The organism is Amycolatopsis sp. NBC_00438, assembly GCF_036026695.1.
Taxonomy (GTDB): Bacteria; Actinomycetota; Actinomycetes; order Mycobacteriales; family Pseudonocardiaceae; genus Amycolatopsis.
In genome coordinates this window covers 4,735,593-4,753,432 of record NZ_CP107923.1, presented here as the reverse complement: position 1 = coordinate 4,753,432, position 17,840 = coordinate 4,735,593, and the positions used below count along the sequence as shown (strand labels likewise).

At 73.1% G+C, this 17,840-nt stretch carries 3 protein-coding genes (1 of these 3 only partly in view); all 3 read left to right on the top strand.

Annotation, left to right across the window (positions count from 1 at the left end; all coding sequences use genetic code 11):
• Tightly spaced (each overlapping or abutting the next), the 3 genes in view from OG494_RS20820 to OG494_RS20810 form a layout consistent with a single transcriptional unit that may run on beyond the window.
• Nucleotides 1–14,422: the 3' portion of an SDR family NAD(P)-dependent oxidoreductase gene (locus OG494_RS20820; protein WP_328458186.1), read on the top strand. It extends 8,057 nt beyond the left edge of the window; only the last 14,422 of its 22,479 coding nucleotides appear in the window; the start codon falls outside the window, past its left edge; its stop codon occupies nucleotides 14,420–14,422.
• Nucleotides 14,419–16,632, top strand: a complete 2,214-nt coding sequence (gene fabD / locus OG494_RS20815) for an ACP S-malonyltransferase (protein ID WP_328458184.1) — start codon at nucleotides 14,419–14,421, stop codon at nucleotides 16,630–16,632. The genes OG494_RS20820 and fabD overlap by 4 nt, the downstream gene beginning before the upstream one ends.
• Nucleotides 16,629–17,840 (top strand): cytochrome P450, encoded by a 1,212-nt coding sequence (locus tag OG494_RS20810; protein ID WP_328458182.1) that lies wholly within the window; start codon nucleotides 16,629–16,631, stop codon nucleotides 17,838–17,840. The genes fabD and OG494_RS20810 overlap by 4 nt, the downstream gene beginning before the upstream one ends.

Sequence of the window (17,840 nt, the reverse complement as noted above, 5' to 3'; positions counted from 1 at the left end):
CGCGCCTTATCTCGACCCGCGGATCGTCGACATCGAGAAGCCCCTGGAAGAGGGGTTCGGCGGCTTCGACGTCGCGGTCGCGACGAACGTGCTGCACGCGACGCGCAACATCCGCGCCACGCTGACGAACACGAAGGCGGCCCTGCGCGCGAACGGCGTCCTGCTGCTCAACGAACTGAGCGACAACGTGTTCTTCAGCCACCTCACGTTCGGCTTGCTGGACGGCTGGTGGCGTTACAACGACCCGGCGCTGCGCATCTCCGGCTCGCCCGGCCTGACCCCGCGCGACTGGTTGCGCGCCCTGGAGGAGACGGGCTTCCATCCGGCGTTCATCGCCGCGGAGGGCGCGGACGATCTCGGGCAGCAGGTGTTCGTGGCCGAGAGCGATGGTGTGGTGCGGCAGCCGGTCCCGGTTGGTGGGCCCGCCTTCTCGCCGGTCGCCGACGAACCCGTCCCGGTCGCCGTCACACCTGCTCCCGCTCCCGCTCCTGCCACGGCGAGCCCGGACCGGGAGACCGAACTGCTGGAGCGGGCGCGTGACCACTTCCGCGCGCTCGTCGCGGACGTGCTCCAGCTGCCGGTCGCCTCGGTGCGCGCCGACGTGACGTTCGACCGGTACGGCATCGACTCGATCCTGGTGGTCCAGCTGACCGAGGCGGTGCGCAAGGACCTCGACAACGTCGGCAGCACGCTGTTCTTCGAGGTCCGCACGATCGACGGGCTGGCGCGGCACTTCGCCGAGACCCAGCCGGACGCGCTCGCCGCCCTGGTCGGCTTCGCCGCGGCGCAGGAGTCCGAGGGGCCGGAAGTCGCCTCGACGCAGGTCGTGGAATCGGCACCGGCCCCGGTCGCCGAACCCGTGCCCGCGGCCCGGCCGGACGAAGAACCGCCCATCGCCATCATCGGCATGGCCGGGCGCTATCCGGGCGCGCGGGACCTGAGCGAGTTCTGGGCCAACCTCCTGGCCGGCACCGACTCCGTCACCGAGATCCCCGGCGACCGCTGGGACCACGACCGCTACTACGACCCGCGCCGCGGCGCCCCCGGCAAGACCTACGCCAAGTGGGGCGGCTTCCTCGACGGCGTCGACGAGTTCGATCCGCTGTTCTTCGGCATCTCGCCCGGCGCCGCGTCCACAATGGACCCCCAGGAACGGCTGTTCCTGGAGTCCGCCTACGAGACGCTGCAGGACGCCGGCCACACGCGGGATTCCCTGCGGGCCGCCGCTCGGGCGCGCGTCGGCGAAGACGCGGGTGACGTCGGGGTGTTCGCCGGCGCGATGTACACCGAGTACCAGCTCTTCGGCGCCGAACAAGCGGTGCGCGGGGAACCGATCGTGGTGCCGGGGAGTCTCTCGTCGATCGCGAACCGCGTCTCGTACTTCTTCGACGCGAGTGGCCCGAGCATCGCTGTCGACACCATGTGCGCCTCCGCGCTGTCCGCGATCCACCTCGCCTGTGCCGCGCTGCGGCGCGGCGAATGCGGCGTCGCGCTGGCCGGCGGCGTCAACCTGTCGCTGCACCCGAGCAAGTACCTGATGATCGGGCAGACCCAGTTCGCGTCGAGCGACGGCCGGTGCCGCAGCTTCGGCGAGGGCGGCGACGGCTACGTGCCCGGCGAAGGCGTCGGCACCGTGCTGCTGCGCCCGCTCGCCGACGCGGAGGCCGACGGCGACCGCATCCTCGGTGTCATCCGGGGCAGCGCCGTCAACCACGGCGGCCACACCCACGGCTTCACCGTGCCGAACCCGCGGGCGCAGGGCGCGGTGATCCGGCAGGTCTACCGCAAGTCCGGGGTGGACCCGCGGCGCATCGGCTACGTCGAGGCGCACGGCACCGGCACCCCGCTCGGCGACCCGATCGAGATCGCCGGCCTGACCTCGGCGTTCGGCGAGTTCACCGACGCCCGAGAGTTCTGCGCGCTCGGCTCGGTCAAGTCGAACATCGGCCACCTGGAAGCGGCGGCCGGGATCGCCGGGCTGAGCAAGGTGCTGCTGCAGATGCGGCACGGCACGTTCGCGCCGTCGCTGCACGCCGGGCAGGTCAACCCGGAGATCGACTTCGGCGCCACGCCGTTCGTGCTGCAGCGCGACGCCGCGCCGTGGCCCCGCGACGGCGGTGTGCCGCGCGCCGGGGTGGTCTCGGCGTTCGGCGCCGGCGGCGCCAACGCCCACCTGCTCGTGGAGGAGTACATCGTGCCCGAACGCGCGCAAGAACCGGCCGCGGCGCAGGCCGTGGTGCTGTCGGCGCTGGACGAGGACCGGCTGCGCGAGTCCGCGGCCCGCCTGCGCGACGACCTGGCTTCACAGACCGACGCCGACCTGGCCGACATCGCCTACACCCTCCAGGTCGGCCGCGAGCCGATGCCGGCCCGCTTCGCCACGGTGACGGATTCGGTCGAGGCGCTGGTGTCCGCTTTGGACGCTTACGTCCGCGGCGTGGAACTGCCCCGGGACACGTTCGCGGGCACGGGATTGTCGGGCACGCTGGCGGCGCTGGCCGAGGACGACGACTTCCAGGAAACCCTGGTCCGCTGGGGCGCGCGCGGCAAGCTGGCCCCGCTCGTCGAGGCCTGGGTGGGCGGCGTGGACGTGGACTGGTCCCGCCTGCACACCGGCGGTCCGCGCCCGCGCCGGGTCGGGTTGCCGACGTACCCGTTCGCCCGGGAGCGGTACTGGTACACGGATGTGCTGCCGGGGAACGGGAAGCGCACCGGGGCCGCGCCTGCGGTGCGGACCGGGCGCACTGGGTCGGCGACGGTTGCTGCGCAGGCTGGGCCGGCAGGTTCTGCGACCCAGGCGGAGGTTGCTTCGCCCTTCGCAGCGGCGGGGCCGGTCGCGGCGCAAGCGAGGCGGGCTGTACCTGCCGGGGCATCGGTTCCTGTGGTGCGCAAGGCTGCCGCCGCGCCTGCCGTTCCGGCATCGCCCGCCGCTGTTTCCGCCGCGGGTGGTGACCTTCCCGCCGGGGACCTCACCGTCTGCCCGGTCTGGGAGCCGCACCGGCCCGCCGATGTCTCCGCCGGGGGCGCCGTGCTCGCGATCGGGCTGTCCGCCGCCGACGCCGAGGCGATCCGGGCGTCCGGGACCGCAGTGTCCACCGAGGACGACGGCGGGATCGACCGGGTCGTCGTGAAGGTGCCGAGCCGTGCCGGAGGTACCGCGGCCGAGCGCATCGAAGAACACCGCCGCGCGACCCGGCAGCTGTTCCGCGTCCTCAATCAGCTGCAAGCGACCCACGGCGACCGCGACTTCGAGCTGACCCTCGTCACCCACGACGCGTTCACCCGGGACCCCGCCCAGGCCGGGCTGCACGGGCTCGTCGGCGGGCTCGCCAAGGAGCAGCCGCGGTGGCGCGTCAGGGCCGTCGACCTCGCGGCGGACGAGCCGTTCCCGGCGGCGGAGGTGTTCGGGCTGCCCGCCGACCGCCGCGCCCATCCCTTCCGGCGCACCGGCGGCCAGTGGCTGCGTCGTCGGCTGGTGCCGGTCGAGCAGGCCGCCACGACCGCCGCGTTCCGCCGCGGCGGGGTGTACGTCCTCACCGGTGGCGCCGGGGACCTCGGCGTCGTGCTCAGCGAATACCTGGCCCGCACCTACGACGCCCGGCTCGTCTGGGTCGGCCGTCGTCCCGAGGACGACGGGATCCGCGCTCGGCGCCAGGGGAGCAACGCGGAGTACCTGCGGGCCGACGTCGCCGATCCGGCCGAGCTGCGCGACGTCCGTGCCGAAGTCCTCCGTCGCCACGGCCGGATCGACGGCGTCGTCCACCTGGCCATGACGTTCAGCCACACCCCGCTGGCGCAGCTGAGCGAGCCGGCTCTCGAAGCGACGCTCAAGTCCAAAGTGGACCCGTGCGTGCACTTCGCCGACGTCTTCGCCGGGGACGACCTCGACTTCGTGCTGCTGGTGTCGTCGCTGGTCAGCTTCATCCGCAACGCCGAGCAGGCGCACTACGCCGCGGCCTGCGCCTACGTGGACGCGGCGGCCGACGGCCTGCGCGACGCCCTCGGCTGCCGCGTGAAGACCGTCAACTGGGGTTACTGGGGCAACGTCACCGACGACCTCCTCGACGGCATGGCCGCCCTCGGTCTCGCGCCGATCGAGCCCGCGACCGCGATGGCCGCCGTCGAAGGGCTGCTCGCCGGGCCGCTCGACCAGATCGGGTTCCTGCGGCTCGGCCGGCCCCTGCCGGTCGAAGGTGTGCTCACCGGGGAGACCGCGGTGATCGAGCCGCACGCGGTGGCCACCCCGGCCGAACCCGCCGCGCCGGAGCTGCCCGACGCGCTCGCCACCTACCAGGCCGGTCCGGTGCCCGCCGAGATCGACGCCGCCCTGGCCCGCTGGGTCGCCGCCGAGCTGCGGGAAGCCGCCCTCACCGGCGCCGACGAGCGGTTCGCCGGCTGGCTGCCGCCGATGCTGCGGGTGCTCACCGACCACGGCCTGGTCGACGACTCCGGACAGTGGATCCCGGGACCGGACGCCGAGACCTGCCGCGCCGGGTGGCGGCGCGACGCGGAACGCTGGGCCGCGGCCAACCCCGACCTGCGCACGCCCCTCGACCTGCTCGGCCGGACCGTGCCCGCCCTGCCCGCCGTGCTGCGCGGCGACGTCCTCGCCACCGACGTCCTCTTCCCGAACGGCTCCTTCGCGCTGGTCGAGGGCGTCTACCGGGACAACCGGGTCGCCGATCACTTCAACGCCGTCCTGGCCGAACACGTCGCCGGCTTCCTGCGGGCGCGCCTCGCCGCCGAGCCCGGTGCGCGGCTGCGCGTGCTCGAGGTCGGCGCCGGCACCGGCGGGACCACCCGCGTGGTCCTCGACCGGCTCACCCGCGCCGGGCTGCCGCTCGCCGAGTACTGCTTCACCGATGTCTCGCGTGCCTTCCTGCACCGCGCCGAGGACGCCTTCGACCACGACTTCCTGACCTACCAGGTCTTCGACGTCGCCGAGCCGCCGCACGGGCAGGGCCTCGACACCGGCGCGTTCGACGTCGTCATCGCGGCCAACGTCCTGCACACCACCGCCGACGTCCGCGCGACGCTGCGCAGCGTCAAGGCCCTGCTGCGCGGCAACGGCCTGCTGGCGCTCAACGAGATCAGCGGGTTCTACCTCGTCAACCACCTGACGTTCGGCCTGCTCGACGGCTGGTGGACGCACACCGACGCCGAACTGCGCGTCCCCGGCAGCCCGGCGCTGTCCCCGGCCGGCTGGGACGCGGTGCTGACGCAGGAGGGCTTCACCGGCGTCGCGAACCCGGCAGCCGACGCCGAGCCGCTCGGGCAGCAGCTCGTCGTCGCCCACAGCGACGGCGTCGCCCGCGGGCCGCGCGTGGTCGAGGCGCCCGCGCCGACGGAAGAACCGGCGCCGGTGCGGGAAAGCACGTCGATCGCCACCGTGGTCCTCGAGAAGCTCGCCGACGCGCTGCGGATGGCCGAGACCGCGATCGACCCGGCCCGGGCGTTCGCCGACTACGGCCTCGACTCGATCGTCGGCGCGGGGTTCGTCCAGCAGCTCAACGAGTCCCTCGGCCTCGACCTGCTCACCACGGTGATCTTCGACCACCGCAGCGTCGAGCTGCTCGCCGCGCACATCGCCGAAAGCCACCGGCCCACCCTGTCCGGCCCGGAACCGGAACCGGAACCGGAAGCACAAGAGAACGACCCGATCGCCATCGTCGGCATCAGCGGCCGGTTCGCGCGGTCACCCGACCTCGACGCGCTCTGGCGGCACCTCGCCGACGGCGACGACCTGGTCGGCCCGATCGAACGCTGGGACGTCTCCGGTCCCGAGTGGACGGACGTCGCCTGCCGGGAAGGCAGCTTCCTCGACGGCATCGACGAGTTCGACGCCCGCTTCTTCAAGATGTCCGGCCGCGAGGCCGCCTACACCGACCCCCAGCAACGCCTGTTCCTGGAAGAAGCGTGGACGGCGCTGGAGAACGCCGGCTACGTCGGCGCCGCGCTCGACGGCAAGCGCGCGGGCGTCTACGTCGGCTGCACCGGCGGCGACTACACCGCCTGGTTCGACGAGCGCCCGCCCGCGCAGGCGGCCTGGGGCAACGCGCCGTCGATCGTGCCCGCCCGGGTCGCCTACCACCTGAACCTGCGCGGGCCCGCGATCGCCGTCGACACGGCCTGCTCCAGCTCGATGGTCGCCATCCACCTCGCCTGCCAGGGACTGTGGAGCGGCGAGACGGACCTCGCGGTCGCCGGCGGTGTCGCCGTGCAGACCACGCCGAAGACCTACCTGACGGCCGGCCGCGCGGGGATGCTGTCCCCGACCGGCCGCTGCCACACCTTCGACGCGGCCGCCGACGGCTTCGTCCCCGGTGAGGGCGTCGGTGTCGTCGTGCTCCGGCGGCTTTCCGACGCGCTCGCCGACGGCGACCACGTCCACGCCGTCATCCGCGGTTCCGGCATCAACCAGGACGGCGCGACCAACGGGATCACCGCGCCCAGCGCGGCGTCGCAGGAACGGCTCATCCGCGAGGTGCACGAGCGGTTCGGCATCGACCCGGCCGAGATCGGCCTGGTCGAGGCGCACGGCACCGGCACCAAGCTGGGCGACCCGATCGAGACCGCGGCGCTGGTCGGCGCGTTCGGCGCGGCCGAAGGGTCCCGCGGCTGCGCGCTCGGCACGGTGAAGACGAACATCGGCCACACCATGTCGGCCGCGGGCGTCGCGGGCCTGCTCAAGATCGTCCTGGCCATGCGGCACCGGACGCTCCCGCCGTCGCTGCACCACGACGAGACCAACCCGGCGATCCGCCTCGACGGCAGCCCCTTCCACGTCACCACCGAGCTGACGCCGTGGGAGCCGAACGGCCGGGGCAAGCTGGTCGCCGCGACGAGTTCGTTCGGCTTCAGCGGCACCAACGCGCACCTCGTCGTCGAGGAGCCGCCCGCGACCACACCGCGCGACGACGACGGCCGTGAGCGGCTGTTCCTGCTGTCCGCGCCCCGGCCGGAAGCCCTCCGGCAGCTGGTCGAAGACCTGGCCGAGCACCTGACCGCGCACCCGGACGCGGTGCTCGCCGACGTCGCCTACACCCTGGCGCACGGCCGGGCCCACTTCGCCCAGCGCGTCGCCTTCGCGGCCACCGACTGCGAGACTCTGGTGCGGCAGCTGGAAAACTGGCTGGCGGACGGGACCGTCCCCGCCGCCTCCGAACTCGAGGACATCCGGGCGCGGTGGAGCGAAGGCGGGAAGCTCGGCACCGAGTTCACGGGCCGCCGGACGCCGTTGCCGACGTACCCGTTCCAGCGCCGCGCGGCCTGGGCCGGCGGCGTGACGCCGGAGAGCGCCCTGCCCGCCGGACCGAAGGCCCACGAGCCGATCGCCGTCGTCGGGCTGGCCGCCCGGTTCGCCGACAGCCCGGACGCCGAGAGCCTGTGGAACCACCTCGCCGCCGGCGACGACCTGGTCGGCGACGTCACCCGCTGGGACCTCGCCGGGAAGCTGGGCCCGAAGGCGGGCCGCCAGTACGGCAGTTTCCTCGACGACCCGGCCCGGTTCGACGCGCTGTTCTTCAGCGTCTCCGGCACCGAGGCGGTGCACACCGACCCGCAGCAGCGCGTCTTCCTCGAAGAGTGCTGGCACGCCCTGGAGGACGCCGGGTACGCGGGGGAGCGGCTCACCGACCGCGCCTGCGGCGTCTACGTCGGCGCCTACCCGGGCGACTACCACCAGCTGATCGGCGGCGAGAAGCCCCCGCAGACCATGTGGGGCAACATGGCCTCGGTCATCGCGTCGCGGATCTCGTACCTGCTCGACCTGTCCGGGCCCGCGATCGCCGTCGACTCGGCGTGCTCCAGCTCGCTCGTCGCCATCCACCTGGCGTGCGACAGCCTGCGGCTCGGCACGGTGTCGATGGCCCTGGCCGGCGGCGTGTTCGTCCAGGCGACACCGCGGCTCTACGAGTACTCGTCGACCGCGAAGATGCTCTCGCCGACCGGGCGCTGCCGTACCTTCGACGCGTCCGCCGACGGCATGGTGCCCGGCGAGGGCGCCGGTGTCCTGGTCCTGAAGCGGCTGTCCGACGCGGTCCGCGACGGCGACCACGTCTACGGCGTGATCAGCGCCTCCGGCGTCAACCAGGACGGCGCCACCAACGGCATCACCGCACCGAGCGCCCAGGCCCAGGAGGACCTGGTCCGCCAGGTCCACCGCGACGCGCGTGTGCGCCCCGGCGGCGTCCAGTTGATCGAGGCCCACGGCACCGGCACCCCGCTCGGCGACCCGATCGAGTTCGGGGCGCTCTCGGAGGCGTTCACCGGCGCGCCCGCGGGTGGGTGCGCGCTGGGTTCGATCAAGACGAACGTCGGGCACACGCAGTTCACGGCGGGGGTCGCCGGCACGATCAAGGCGCTGCTCGCACTGCACCACCGGCAGGTGCCGCCGTCGCTGCACTTCGGCCGGGCCAACCCGGCGATCCCCTTGGCGGACAGCGCGTTCTACGTGCCCACGTCGCTGCGCGAGTGGCCGTCGCCGGAGGCCGGGCCGCGCCGTGCGGGCGTGAGTTCGTTCGGCGCCAGCGGGACCAACGCGCACCTCGTCGTCGAGGAGGCGCCGGGTTCCGCGGCGACGCACGAGGCGAGGGACGAGTGGCTGGTCGTGCTGTCCGCGCAGGACGAGACGGCGTTGCGCAGCCACGTCGAACGCGTGCTGGCCCACGCCGAATCGCACGACTTCGACCTCGGCGATGCCGCCTACACCCTCGCCGTCGGACGCCGGCCGGAGAACGTGCGCTGGGCGTGCGTCGCGCCGGACCGGGCCGCGTGGCTCGACGCCATGCGGGCCTGGCTGCGCGACGGCCGGGCGGACACGGTCGTCACCGGCTCGGTGCCCGACGACCGGCCCGCAGTGTCCGCTGTGGACGGTCTGACGCCGGCCGAGGTGGCCGCGCGGTACGTGCGGGGCGAGGTCTCGTCGCTGGGTGCGTGGTTCGGCGCCGGGTTCCGGGTGGTGCCGCTGCCGGGCTACCCGTTCGGCGGGGAGCGGTACTGGATCGACGATGCTCCCGCGACCGTCCACAAGGGATTTGACGGTCACGCCGTCGAGCTGACCGGGCGCGAGTTCTTCCTGGACCACCACCGGGTGTCCGGGACGCCGGTGCTGCCGGGCGTCGCGTACCTGGAGCTGGCGCGAGCCGCCGCGGAGGCCGAAGGGTTCGGCCGGACCGGGGTGGCGTTGCGCAACGTCGTCTGGACGCGGCCGGCGCGGATCACCGGTCCGACGACCGCCGAGGTCGTCCTCGACCCGCAGGACGGCGGGTTGGGGTACCGGATCACGACGACCACCGGCGGTGAGACGCAGACGCACGGCCAGGGGCGGGTCGAACCGACCGTCGCGGCGCCGCCGCCGAAGGTGGACATCGCCGCGCTGCGGGCGAAGTGCACGCGCCGCACGCTCGACCGGGCCGCCTGCTACGCGCTGTACGAGGGCACGGAGATGGGCCTCGGCCCGGCGATGCGCGGCATCGAGCGGCTGGAGATCGGCGACGGCCTGATCGTCGCGCGGTTGCGGCGCCCCGCCGCGGCCGGCGACGGCTTCACCGTCAATCCGGCGATGCTCGACTCCGCGCTGCAGTCGACGCTCGGCCTCGCGCTGGCGGAGGGCGCGGACGAGGTGACGGCGGCGCTGCCGTTCGCGCTGACGGAGGTCCGCGTGCACGCCGCGACCCCGGTGGCGGGCTGGGCGGTGATCCGCCCGTCGGCCAACGACCGCCCGGGCACCGTCCGGCGGCTGGACATCGACCTGTGCGACGAGGCGGGCGAGGTGTGCGTGCGGCTGCTGGGCTTCACGTTCCGCGAGCTGCCCGCGCCGGAGAAGAAGGAGCCCGCACCCGTCGACGACCAGGTCGTGGGGGATGAGCCGGCCATCGAGGCCGGGGAGCTGGTGCTGGCCCGTTCCGCTTGGTTCCCGGCCGCGACGATCGCCGCCGCGCCGGAGTTCGTGCGGCATGACGTGCTGTTCGCCGGGCTCGACCCCGTCGACCTGGGTGATCTCGGGGCGACCTGCACCGTCCTGCCCGGTGGCGGCGATCTCGCCGCCGCGTTCAGCCAGCGCGCCGAACAGCTGCTCGCGCACCTCCAGGACGCCGCCGTCGCGAGCCGGGAGGGGCGGGTGCTGGTCCAGGTCGTCGTGCCGGAGGGCGCGGTGGACCAAGCGCTCGCCGGGTTGCTGCGGACCGCTCGCTACGAGCACCCGAAGCTCGTCACCCAGCTGGTGGTCGCCGGGCCGGATGGGCTTGCCGACCGGCTGCGCCGGGAGGCCCAGGCCGACGAGGTCGTCACCCGCGAGGTGGCCGGGCGGCGTGAGATCCCGGAGTGGACGCAGCTTGCCGAGGCCTCCGCAAACCGGCCCTGGCGTGACGGCGGCGTCTACCTGATCACCGGCGGCGCCGGCGGTCTCGGGCGGGTGTTCGCCCAGGAGATCGCCGACAGCGTGGCCGATCCCACGATCATCCTTTGTGGACGTTCGGCGCACGGGCCCGGGAACTACCGGCAGCTGGACGTCACGGACCGGGCCGCCGTCGAGCGGTGCGTCCAGGACGTCGTGGCCGAGTACGGGCGCCTCGACGGTGTCCTGCACAGCGCCGGCGTGCTGCGGGACGGCTACCTCGTCAAGAAGGACGCCGCCGACCTGCGGGCCGTCCTCGCCGCGAAGGTCGCGGGGTTCGTCAACCTCGACGAGGCGACCGCCGGGCTGGACCTCGACTTCTTCATCGGCTTCTCGTCGCTGTCGGCGTCCGGGAACCCGGGCCAGGCCGACTACGCCGCGGCCAACGCCTTCCTCGACGAGTACGCGGCGCACCGTGAAGCGCTGGTCGCCGCGGGGGAGCGGCGCGGGCGGACGCTCAGCGTCGGCTGGCCGCTGTGGGCCGACGGCGGGATGCGCGTCGACGCCGCTACCGAGCGGTCGATGCGGGAGACCGTCGGCATCCTGCCGATGCCCGCGGCGGCCGGGGTCGAGGCCCTGCACCGGGCCTACGGCAGCGGCGAACCCCACGTCCTCGTGATGTACGGCGACCGGGCGCGGATCGGACAGACCCTGCTGCGCCACGAAACGGAGGTGACCACCATGCCCGACAGCCTGGTGACGCTGCTGGCCGACCGCGTGTCGCGCCTGCTCGACGTCCCCGCCGACGAGATCGAGGGCGGGGTCGACCTGAGCGAGTACGGCTTCGACTCGATCTCCCTCGTCGACTACGTCGGCCTGCTCAACGAGGAGTTCGACCTCACCCTCGTCCCGACGCTGCTCATCGAGTACCCCACCCTCGACGGCCTGGCCGGGTACCTGACGCAGAACCACGGCGACGTCTTCGGCGCGACACCGACACCAGAGCCGGAACCCGCGCCCGAACCCGCGCCCGAACCGGAAGAGCGGCCGGACCTGCTGGCCGAGCTGACGGAGCTGACGGCGAACGTCCTCCGCCTGCCGGCCGGGCGGATCGAGGGCGGCCGCGAGCTGAGCAAGTACGGCGTCGACTCCCTGTCGCTCACCGAGCTGATCTCGGAGATCAACGCGCGGTACGGCCTGGCGCTCGACCCGACGCTGCTGTTCGAGTACCCGACGCTCAACGGCCTGGCCGGCTACCTCCGGGAGCACCACGCCGAGCGGGTCGCGCCCGAACCCGGGCCGAAGCCCGAGCCGGTCGTCAAGGCACCCGCCGTCCCGAAGATCAAGCCGCAGGAAGGCCCCGAGCCGATCGCCGTGATCGGGATGAGCGGCCGGTTCCCGATGGCCCACGACATCGCCGAGTTCTGGCGCAACCTCGCCGAAGGCCGGGACTGCATCGGCGAGATCCCGGCCGACCGCTGGGACTGGCGCGAGTGCTTCGGCGACCCGATCACCGAACCCAACACCAGCAACGTCAAGTTCGGCGGGTTCATGGACGGCGTCGGCGACTTCGACCCGCTGTTCTTCGACATCTCGCCGCGCGAGGCCGAACTGATGGACCCGCAGCAGCGGCTGATGCTGCTCTACGCCTGGAAGGCCCTCGAAGACGCCGGTTATGCGGCGGAGTCCGTCGAAGGCAGTGACATGGCCATTGTCGTCGGCACCGCCAGCACCGGTTACCCGACGATGGTCGCGAAGTACTCGCCGGTCGTCGAACCGTACGACGCCACCGGGGCGGCGCCCTGCCTCGGGCCCAACCGGATGAGCTACTTCCTCGGCGTCCACGGCCCGAGCGAGCCGGTCGACACCGCCTGCTCCAGCGCGCTCATCGCCACCCACCGCGCGGTCGGCGCGCTGCAGGACGGCACGTCCGACATGGCCATCGTCGGCGGCGTCAACACCGTGCTCAGCAAGGATCTGCACATCAGCATGAGCAAGGCCGGCATGCTCGCCGAAGACGGCCGGAGCAAGACGTTCTCCGCCGACGCCGACGGATACGCCCGCGGCGAGGGTGTCGGGATGCTGGTCCTGAAGCGGCTTTCGGCGGCCGAGCGGGACGGCGACCACGTCTACGGCCTGATCCGCGGCACCGCCGAAAACCACGGCGGCCGCGCGAACTCGCTGACCGCGCCGAACCCGAAGGCCCAGGCCGCGGTCATCCGCACGGCCTACCGCAAGGCCGGCGTCGACCCGCGCACCGTCGGCTACATCGAGGCGCACGGCACCGGCACGAAGCTCGGCGACCCCGTCGAGATCAACGGCCTCAAGGAAGCCTTCCGCGACCTCTACGACAGCACAGACGGCACAGACGGGGCGGACGTCGCCGGAGCGCACTGCGGGATCGGCTCGGTGAAGACCAACATCGGGCACCTCGAGGTCGCGGCCGGCGTCGCGGGCATGATCAAGGTGCTGCTGCAGATGAAGCACAGGACCCTGGTGCGGAGCCTGCACTGCGACACGGTCAACCCGTACGTCAAGCTCGACGGGACGCCGTTCTACCTGGTCCGCGAGCAGCAGCCGTGGCAGGCGCCGGTCGACGACGCCGGGGCCGAGCTGCCGCGCCGCGCCGGCGTGAGTTCGTTCGCCTTCGGCGGCGCCAACGCGCACATCGTGCTCGAGGAGTACGTCCCGGCCCCCGTGGACCGGACGCCCGCGGCGCCGCTGCCGGTCGTGCTGTCCGCGACCCACCCGGAGGTGCTGCGCACCCTGGTGGCGGACTGGGTCAAGGCCCTGCGCGAGGGCACCTACACCGACGCCGACCTCACCTCGATCGCCTACACGTCGCAGATCGGGCGCACGCCGCACGCCGAGCGGCTCGGCTGCGTCGCGGCCACCGTCGAGGACCTCGCGACCGGGCTGGAGTCCTGGCTGCGCGGCGAACCGGACCGCTCGATCGTCACCGGCCGCGTCGTCCGCGACGACGTCCCGGCGGCACCCGAGAGCACCGAGGCGACGGCCACGGTCCGGGCCTGGGTGCGCGGCGCCGACGTCGACTGGAGCCGGTGGCACCCGGACGCGCCGCGGCGGATCCCGCTGCCGACCTACCCGTTCCGGCTGAAGCGCTACTGGCTCGACACGAGCACCCCGGTGGCGGGAGGTTCCCCGAAGCTGCACCCGCTCGTGCACACCAACACCTCGGACCTGACCGGCCCGCGCTACACCACCCGCTTCACCGGCCGCGAGTTCTTCCTCGCCGACCACCGGGTCCGCGGCGTCCCGGTGCTGCCGGGCGCGGCGTACCTGGAGATGGCCCGGGCCGCGGCGGACCTGGCGGTCGGCGCCCGGCCGGTCGTCAGCGCCACCTGGGACCGGCCGCTGCCGGTTGAGCGCGCCACCGAAGTCCACATCGGACTGTCGGCCGATGGCAGCACCTTGTCCTACCGGGTGTTCACCACCGGCCCGGACGGCGAACCCGTCGTCCACGGCCACGGCGAGCTGACCGACGGAGACGGGGAATCGCCGCCGCGGCACGACATCCAGGCGCTGCTCGAAGAAACCGGTGGGAGCGTGCTCGACGCGGCGGAGTGTTACGCGCGGTTCGAGCGGCTCGACCTCGGGTACGGCCCCGCGCTGCGGACGGTCGAGCGGCTGCACAGCGGCGCGCGGCTCGCGGTGGCGCGGCTGCGGCTGCCCGCCGAGGCCGGCGCGGAGACGTTCGTGCTGCACCCGAGCCTGCTCGACGCGGCGTTCCAGGCCACCCTGGGCCTGTTCGCCGCCGACGGCGCCGAAGCCGTGCCCGCCACGCTGCCGCGGTCGGTCGACGAGGTCCGCGTGCTGCGGCCGTTGCCCGCCTCGGCGTGGGCCGTGGTCCGGTTCAGCGAAGGCGGCGCGGTGCCCGGCGAGTACGTCCTCGACGTCGACCTGTGCGACGACGACGGCGAGATCTGCGCGCGGCTGCGCGGGTTCCGCGTCCGGTCCCTCGATCCCGAGCCGGTCGATCCCGGTGACGAGTTCCTGGCCCAGCTGATGGAGGCGGCCGGTGACGGCGCTATCAGCCTGGCCGACTTCGAACGGAGCCTGACGTGAAAGCGGTGATCTTCCCCGGCCAGGGCGCCCAGGTGAAGGGCATGGGCCGCGAGCTGTTCGACGCCTACCCGGAGCAGGCCGACCAGGCCTCGGACCTGCTCGGCTACTCGATCCGCGAGCTGTGCCTCGAGGACCCCCGGCGCGAGCTGAACCGCACGGAGTTCACCCAGCCGGCGCTGTTCGTCGTCGGGGCGCTGGCTCACCGACAGTGGCGCGAGCAGCATCCCGAAGTGCCCGCGTTCTACGCCGGGCACAGCCTCGGTGAGTACTGCGCGCTGCACGCGGCCGGCGCGTTCGACTTCGCGACGGGCCTGCGGCTCGTCCGGCGCCGGGGCGAGCTGATGGCCCGCGCCGACGGCGGCGGGATGATCGCCGTCACCGGCCTCGACCGCGACCAGGTCACGGCGCTGGTGCGCGAAGGCGAGTTCTGCACCCTGTCCGTGGCGAACGACAACTCACCGCAGCAGTGCGTCGTCTCGGGCGACGCCGAGTCGATCGACGAGCTCGGCACATTCCTGCAGGACCGCGGCGTCCGCTGGGTCCGGCTGCGCGTGTCCGGCGGCTTCCACTCCGCGCTGATGCGCCCGGCCCAGCAGGAGTTCCGCCGCTTCCTCGACGCCTTCGACCTCGGCACGCCGGACGTGCCGGTGATCGCCAACGCCACGGCGCGGCCGTACGCGCCCGGGACCACGGCCGGGGTGCTGGCCGACCAGATCGTGCAGCCGGTGCGCTGGACCGAAACCGTGCGGCACCTGCTCGACGCGGGCGTCACGGACTTCGTCGAGCTGGGCGGCACGGTGCTGACCAAGCTCGTCGAGCAGACGCGGGCCGCGTCCCGGACGTCGGTGCTCCGGCCCCAGGACCTCGGCAGCGCCGCCTTCCGCGCGCGGCACGGCCTCCGTTTCGCCTACGTCGCCGGCGGGATGTACCGCGGGATCGCGTCGCCGGACCTGGTCACCCGGCTGGGGCGCGCCGGGATGCTCGGCTTCCTCGGCACCGGCGGCAGCGAACCGGCCGAAATCGAGCGCGGGATCAAGGAGATCCAGGCCGCCCTGGCCGAGGATCAGCCCTACGGCGTCAACTTCATCGCGAACCACGACGACCCCGCCGCCGAGGAGGCCGTCGTCGACGTCCTGCTGCGGCACGGCGTCCGGCTGGTCGAGGCGTCGGCGTTCATCCAGATGACGCCCGCGCTCGTGCGCTACCGCGTCACCGGCCTGCGACGCGGACCCGGTGGCGAGCCGGTGTGCGGGCACCGGGTGCTGGCGAAGGTGTCCCGTCCCGAGGTCGCGGCGGCGTTCCTGGCCCCGCCGCCGGACGCGGTCCTGGATCGGCTCCGCGCGGACGGCGCGATCACGGCCGAGCAGGCCGAGCTGGCCCGGCGGGTGCCGATGAGCCACGACGTCACCGTCGAGGCCGACTCCGGCGGGCACACCGACGGTGGCATCCCGACCGTGCTGCTGCCCTCGCTGCTCGAACTGCGCCGCCGGGCGCAGGCCGAACACGGCTACGCCGAGCCGATCTGCATGGGCCTGGCCGGCGGGATCGGCACGCCCGCCGCCGTCGCGGCCGCGTTCGTGCTCGGCGCCGACTACGTCCTCACCGGCTCGGTCAACCAGTGCACCGTCGAGGCCGCGACCAGCGACACGGTCAAGGACATGCTGCAGGACATCGACGTGCAGGACACCGATTACGCGCCGGCCGGTGACATGTTCGAGCTCGGCAGCCGGGTCCAGGTGCTGCGCAAGGGCGTGTTCTTCCCGTCGCGCGGCAACAAGCTCCACGCGCTCTACAGCCACCACGACGGCATCGACGACCTGCCCGCGAAGACCCGGGCGCAGCTGGAGCGCACCTACTTCCGCAAGCCCCTGGACGACGTCTGGGCCGACGTCGTGGCGCACCTGCGCGCGAGCGGCCGCGCGGAACTGGTGGAGCGCGCGGAAAAGCAGCCGAAGCAGAAGATGGCGCTGATCTTCCGGCGCTACTTCGGTTACAGCGCGCGGATCGCGCTGGAAGGCAGCCGCGAAGACAAGGTCAACTACCAGGTCCACACCGGACCGGCCCTGGGTTCCTTCAACCAGTGGGTGAAAGGCACCCCGCACGAGTCCTGGCGGAACCGGCACGTCGACGAGATCGGCCTGCTGCTGCTGGACGGTGCCGCCCAGCACCTCGCGGCGTTCTCACGAGTAGCGAAAGGACAGACGACATGATCACCGAGTTCGACACCTGGGGCGTCCACGAACAGCAGTTCTGGCTGCGCGGCACCACGGCGGACCAGCCGGTCACCTTCGACGCCGAAAGCGGCATGTGGAACGTCTACGGCCACGCCGAGGCGTCGAAGGTGCTGAGCAACCCGAAACTGTTCTCCTCCAACATGATGCGGCTGATGGCCGCGGAGATCGGCGCCGACATCGAGGAGGCGTCGGCCGGGGAGCTGCTCTACCTCGACCCGCCGCGCCACACCCGGCTGCGCCGGCTCGTCAACCACGCCTTCACCCCCAAGGTCCTCGCCGACCTCGAACCGCGGATCGCCGGCTTGACCCACGACCTGCTCGACGAGGCGAAGGTGACCGACCGGCTGGAGCTGGTCAGCGCGCTGGCCTACCCGCTGCCGGTCATCGTGATCGCCGAGCTGCTCGGCATCCCGGCGGGCGACCGCGACCTGTTCCGCCGCTGGGCCGAGTCGCTGATCCCGTCGACGTCCACCGAGGACGTCTCGATCGTCGGCCGGTTCGAGGGCCAGGAAGAGGTCACCGAGACGACCCTGCAGCAGCGCAAGGAGTTCGGCGAGTACCTGGCCGAGCACATCGAGGACCGCCGCAAGCACCCGCGCGAGGACCTGCTGAGCGGGCTGGTGCACGCCGAGGTCGAGGGGGAGCAGCTCAGCGACAAGGAGATCGCGACGCTGGCCGACGTCCTGCTGCTGGCCGGGCACGTGACCACGACCATGCTGCTCGGCAACACGATCCTCTGCCTGGACGCGCACCCGGACGAGTTCGCCCGCGTCCGCGCGGACCGCTCGCGCCTGCCCGACGTGATGGAGGAGTCGCTGCGCTACCTCCCTCCGTTCGCCGTGACGTCCCGGGCGACCACGGCCGAGGCCGAGGTCGGCGGCGTGACGATCCCGGCCGACCAGCTCGTGATGGTCTGGCTCGGCGCCGCCAACCGCGACCCGCTGGTCTTCGACGACCCCACGGAGTTCCGCCCGGGCCGCGACCCGAACCCGCACCTGACGTTCTCTCGTGGCATCCACTACTGCATCGGGGCCGGCCTGGCCCGGCTCGAGGGCCGGATCGCGCTGGACATCCTCTTCGACCGGTTCCCGACGATCACCACCATCCCGGACGAGCCGCCGCGGTTCATCCGCAGCTCGCAGATGCTCAACGCCTTCACGCTGCCCCTCGCCGTCTCGTCGTGA

Bases quoted from the DNA above. Each gene is read 5' to 3' on its own strand.
- OG494_RS20810 (WP_328458182.1), top strand. From the start codon at position 16,629: ATGATCACCGAGTTCGACACCTGGGGCGTCCACGAACAGCAGTTCTGG.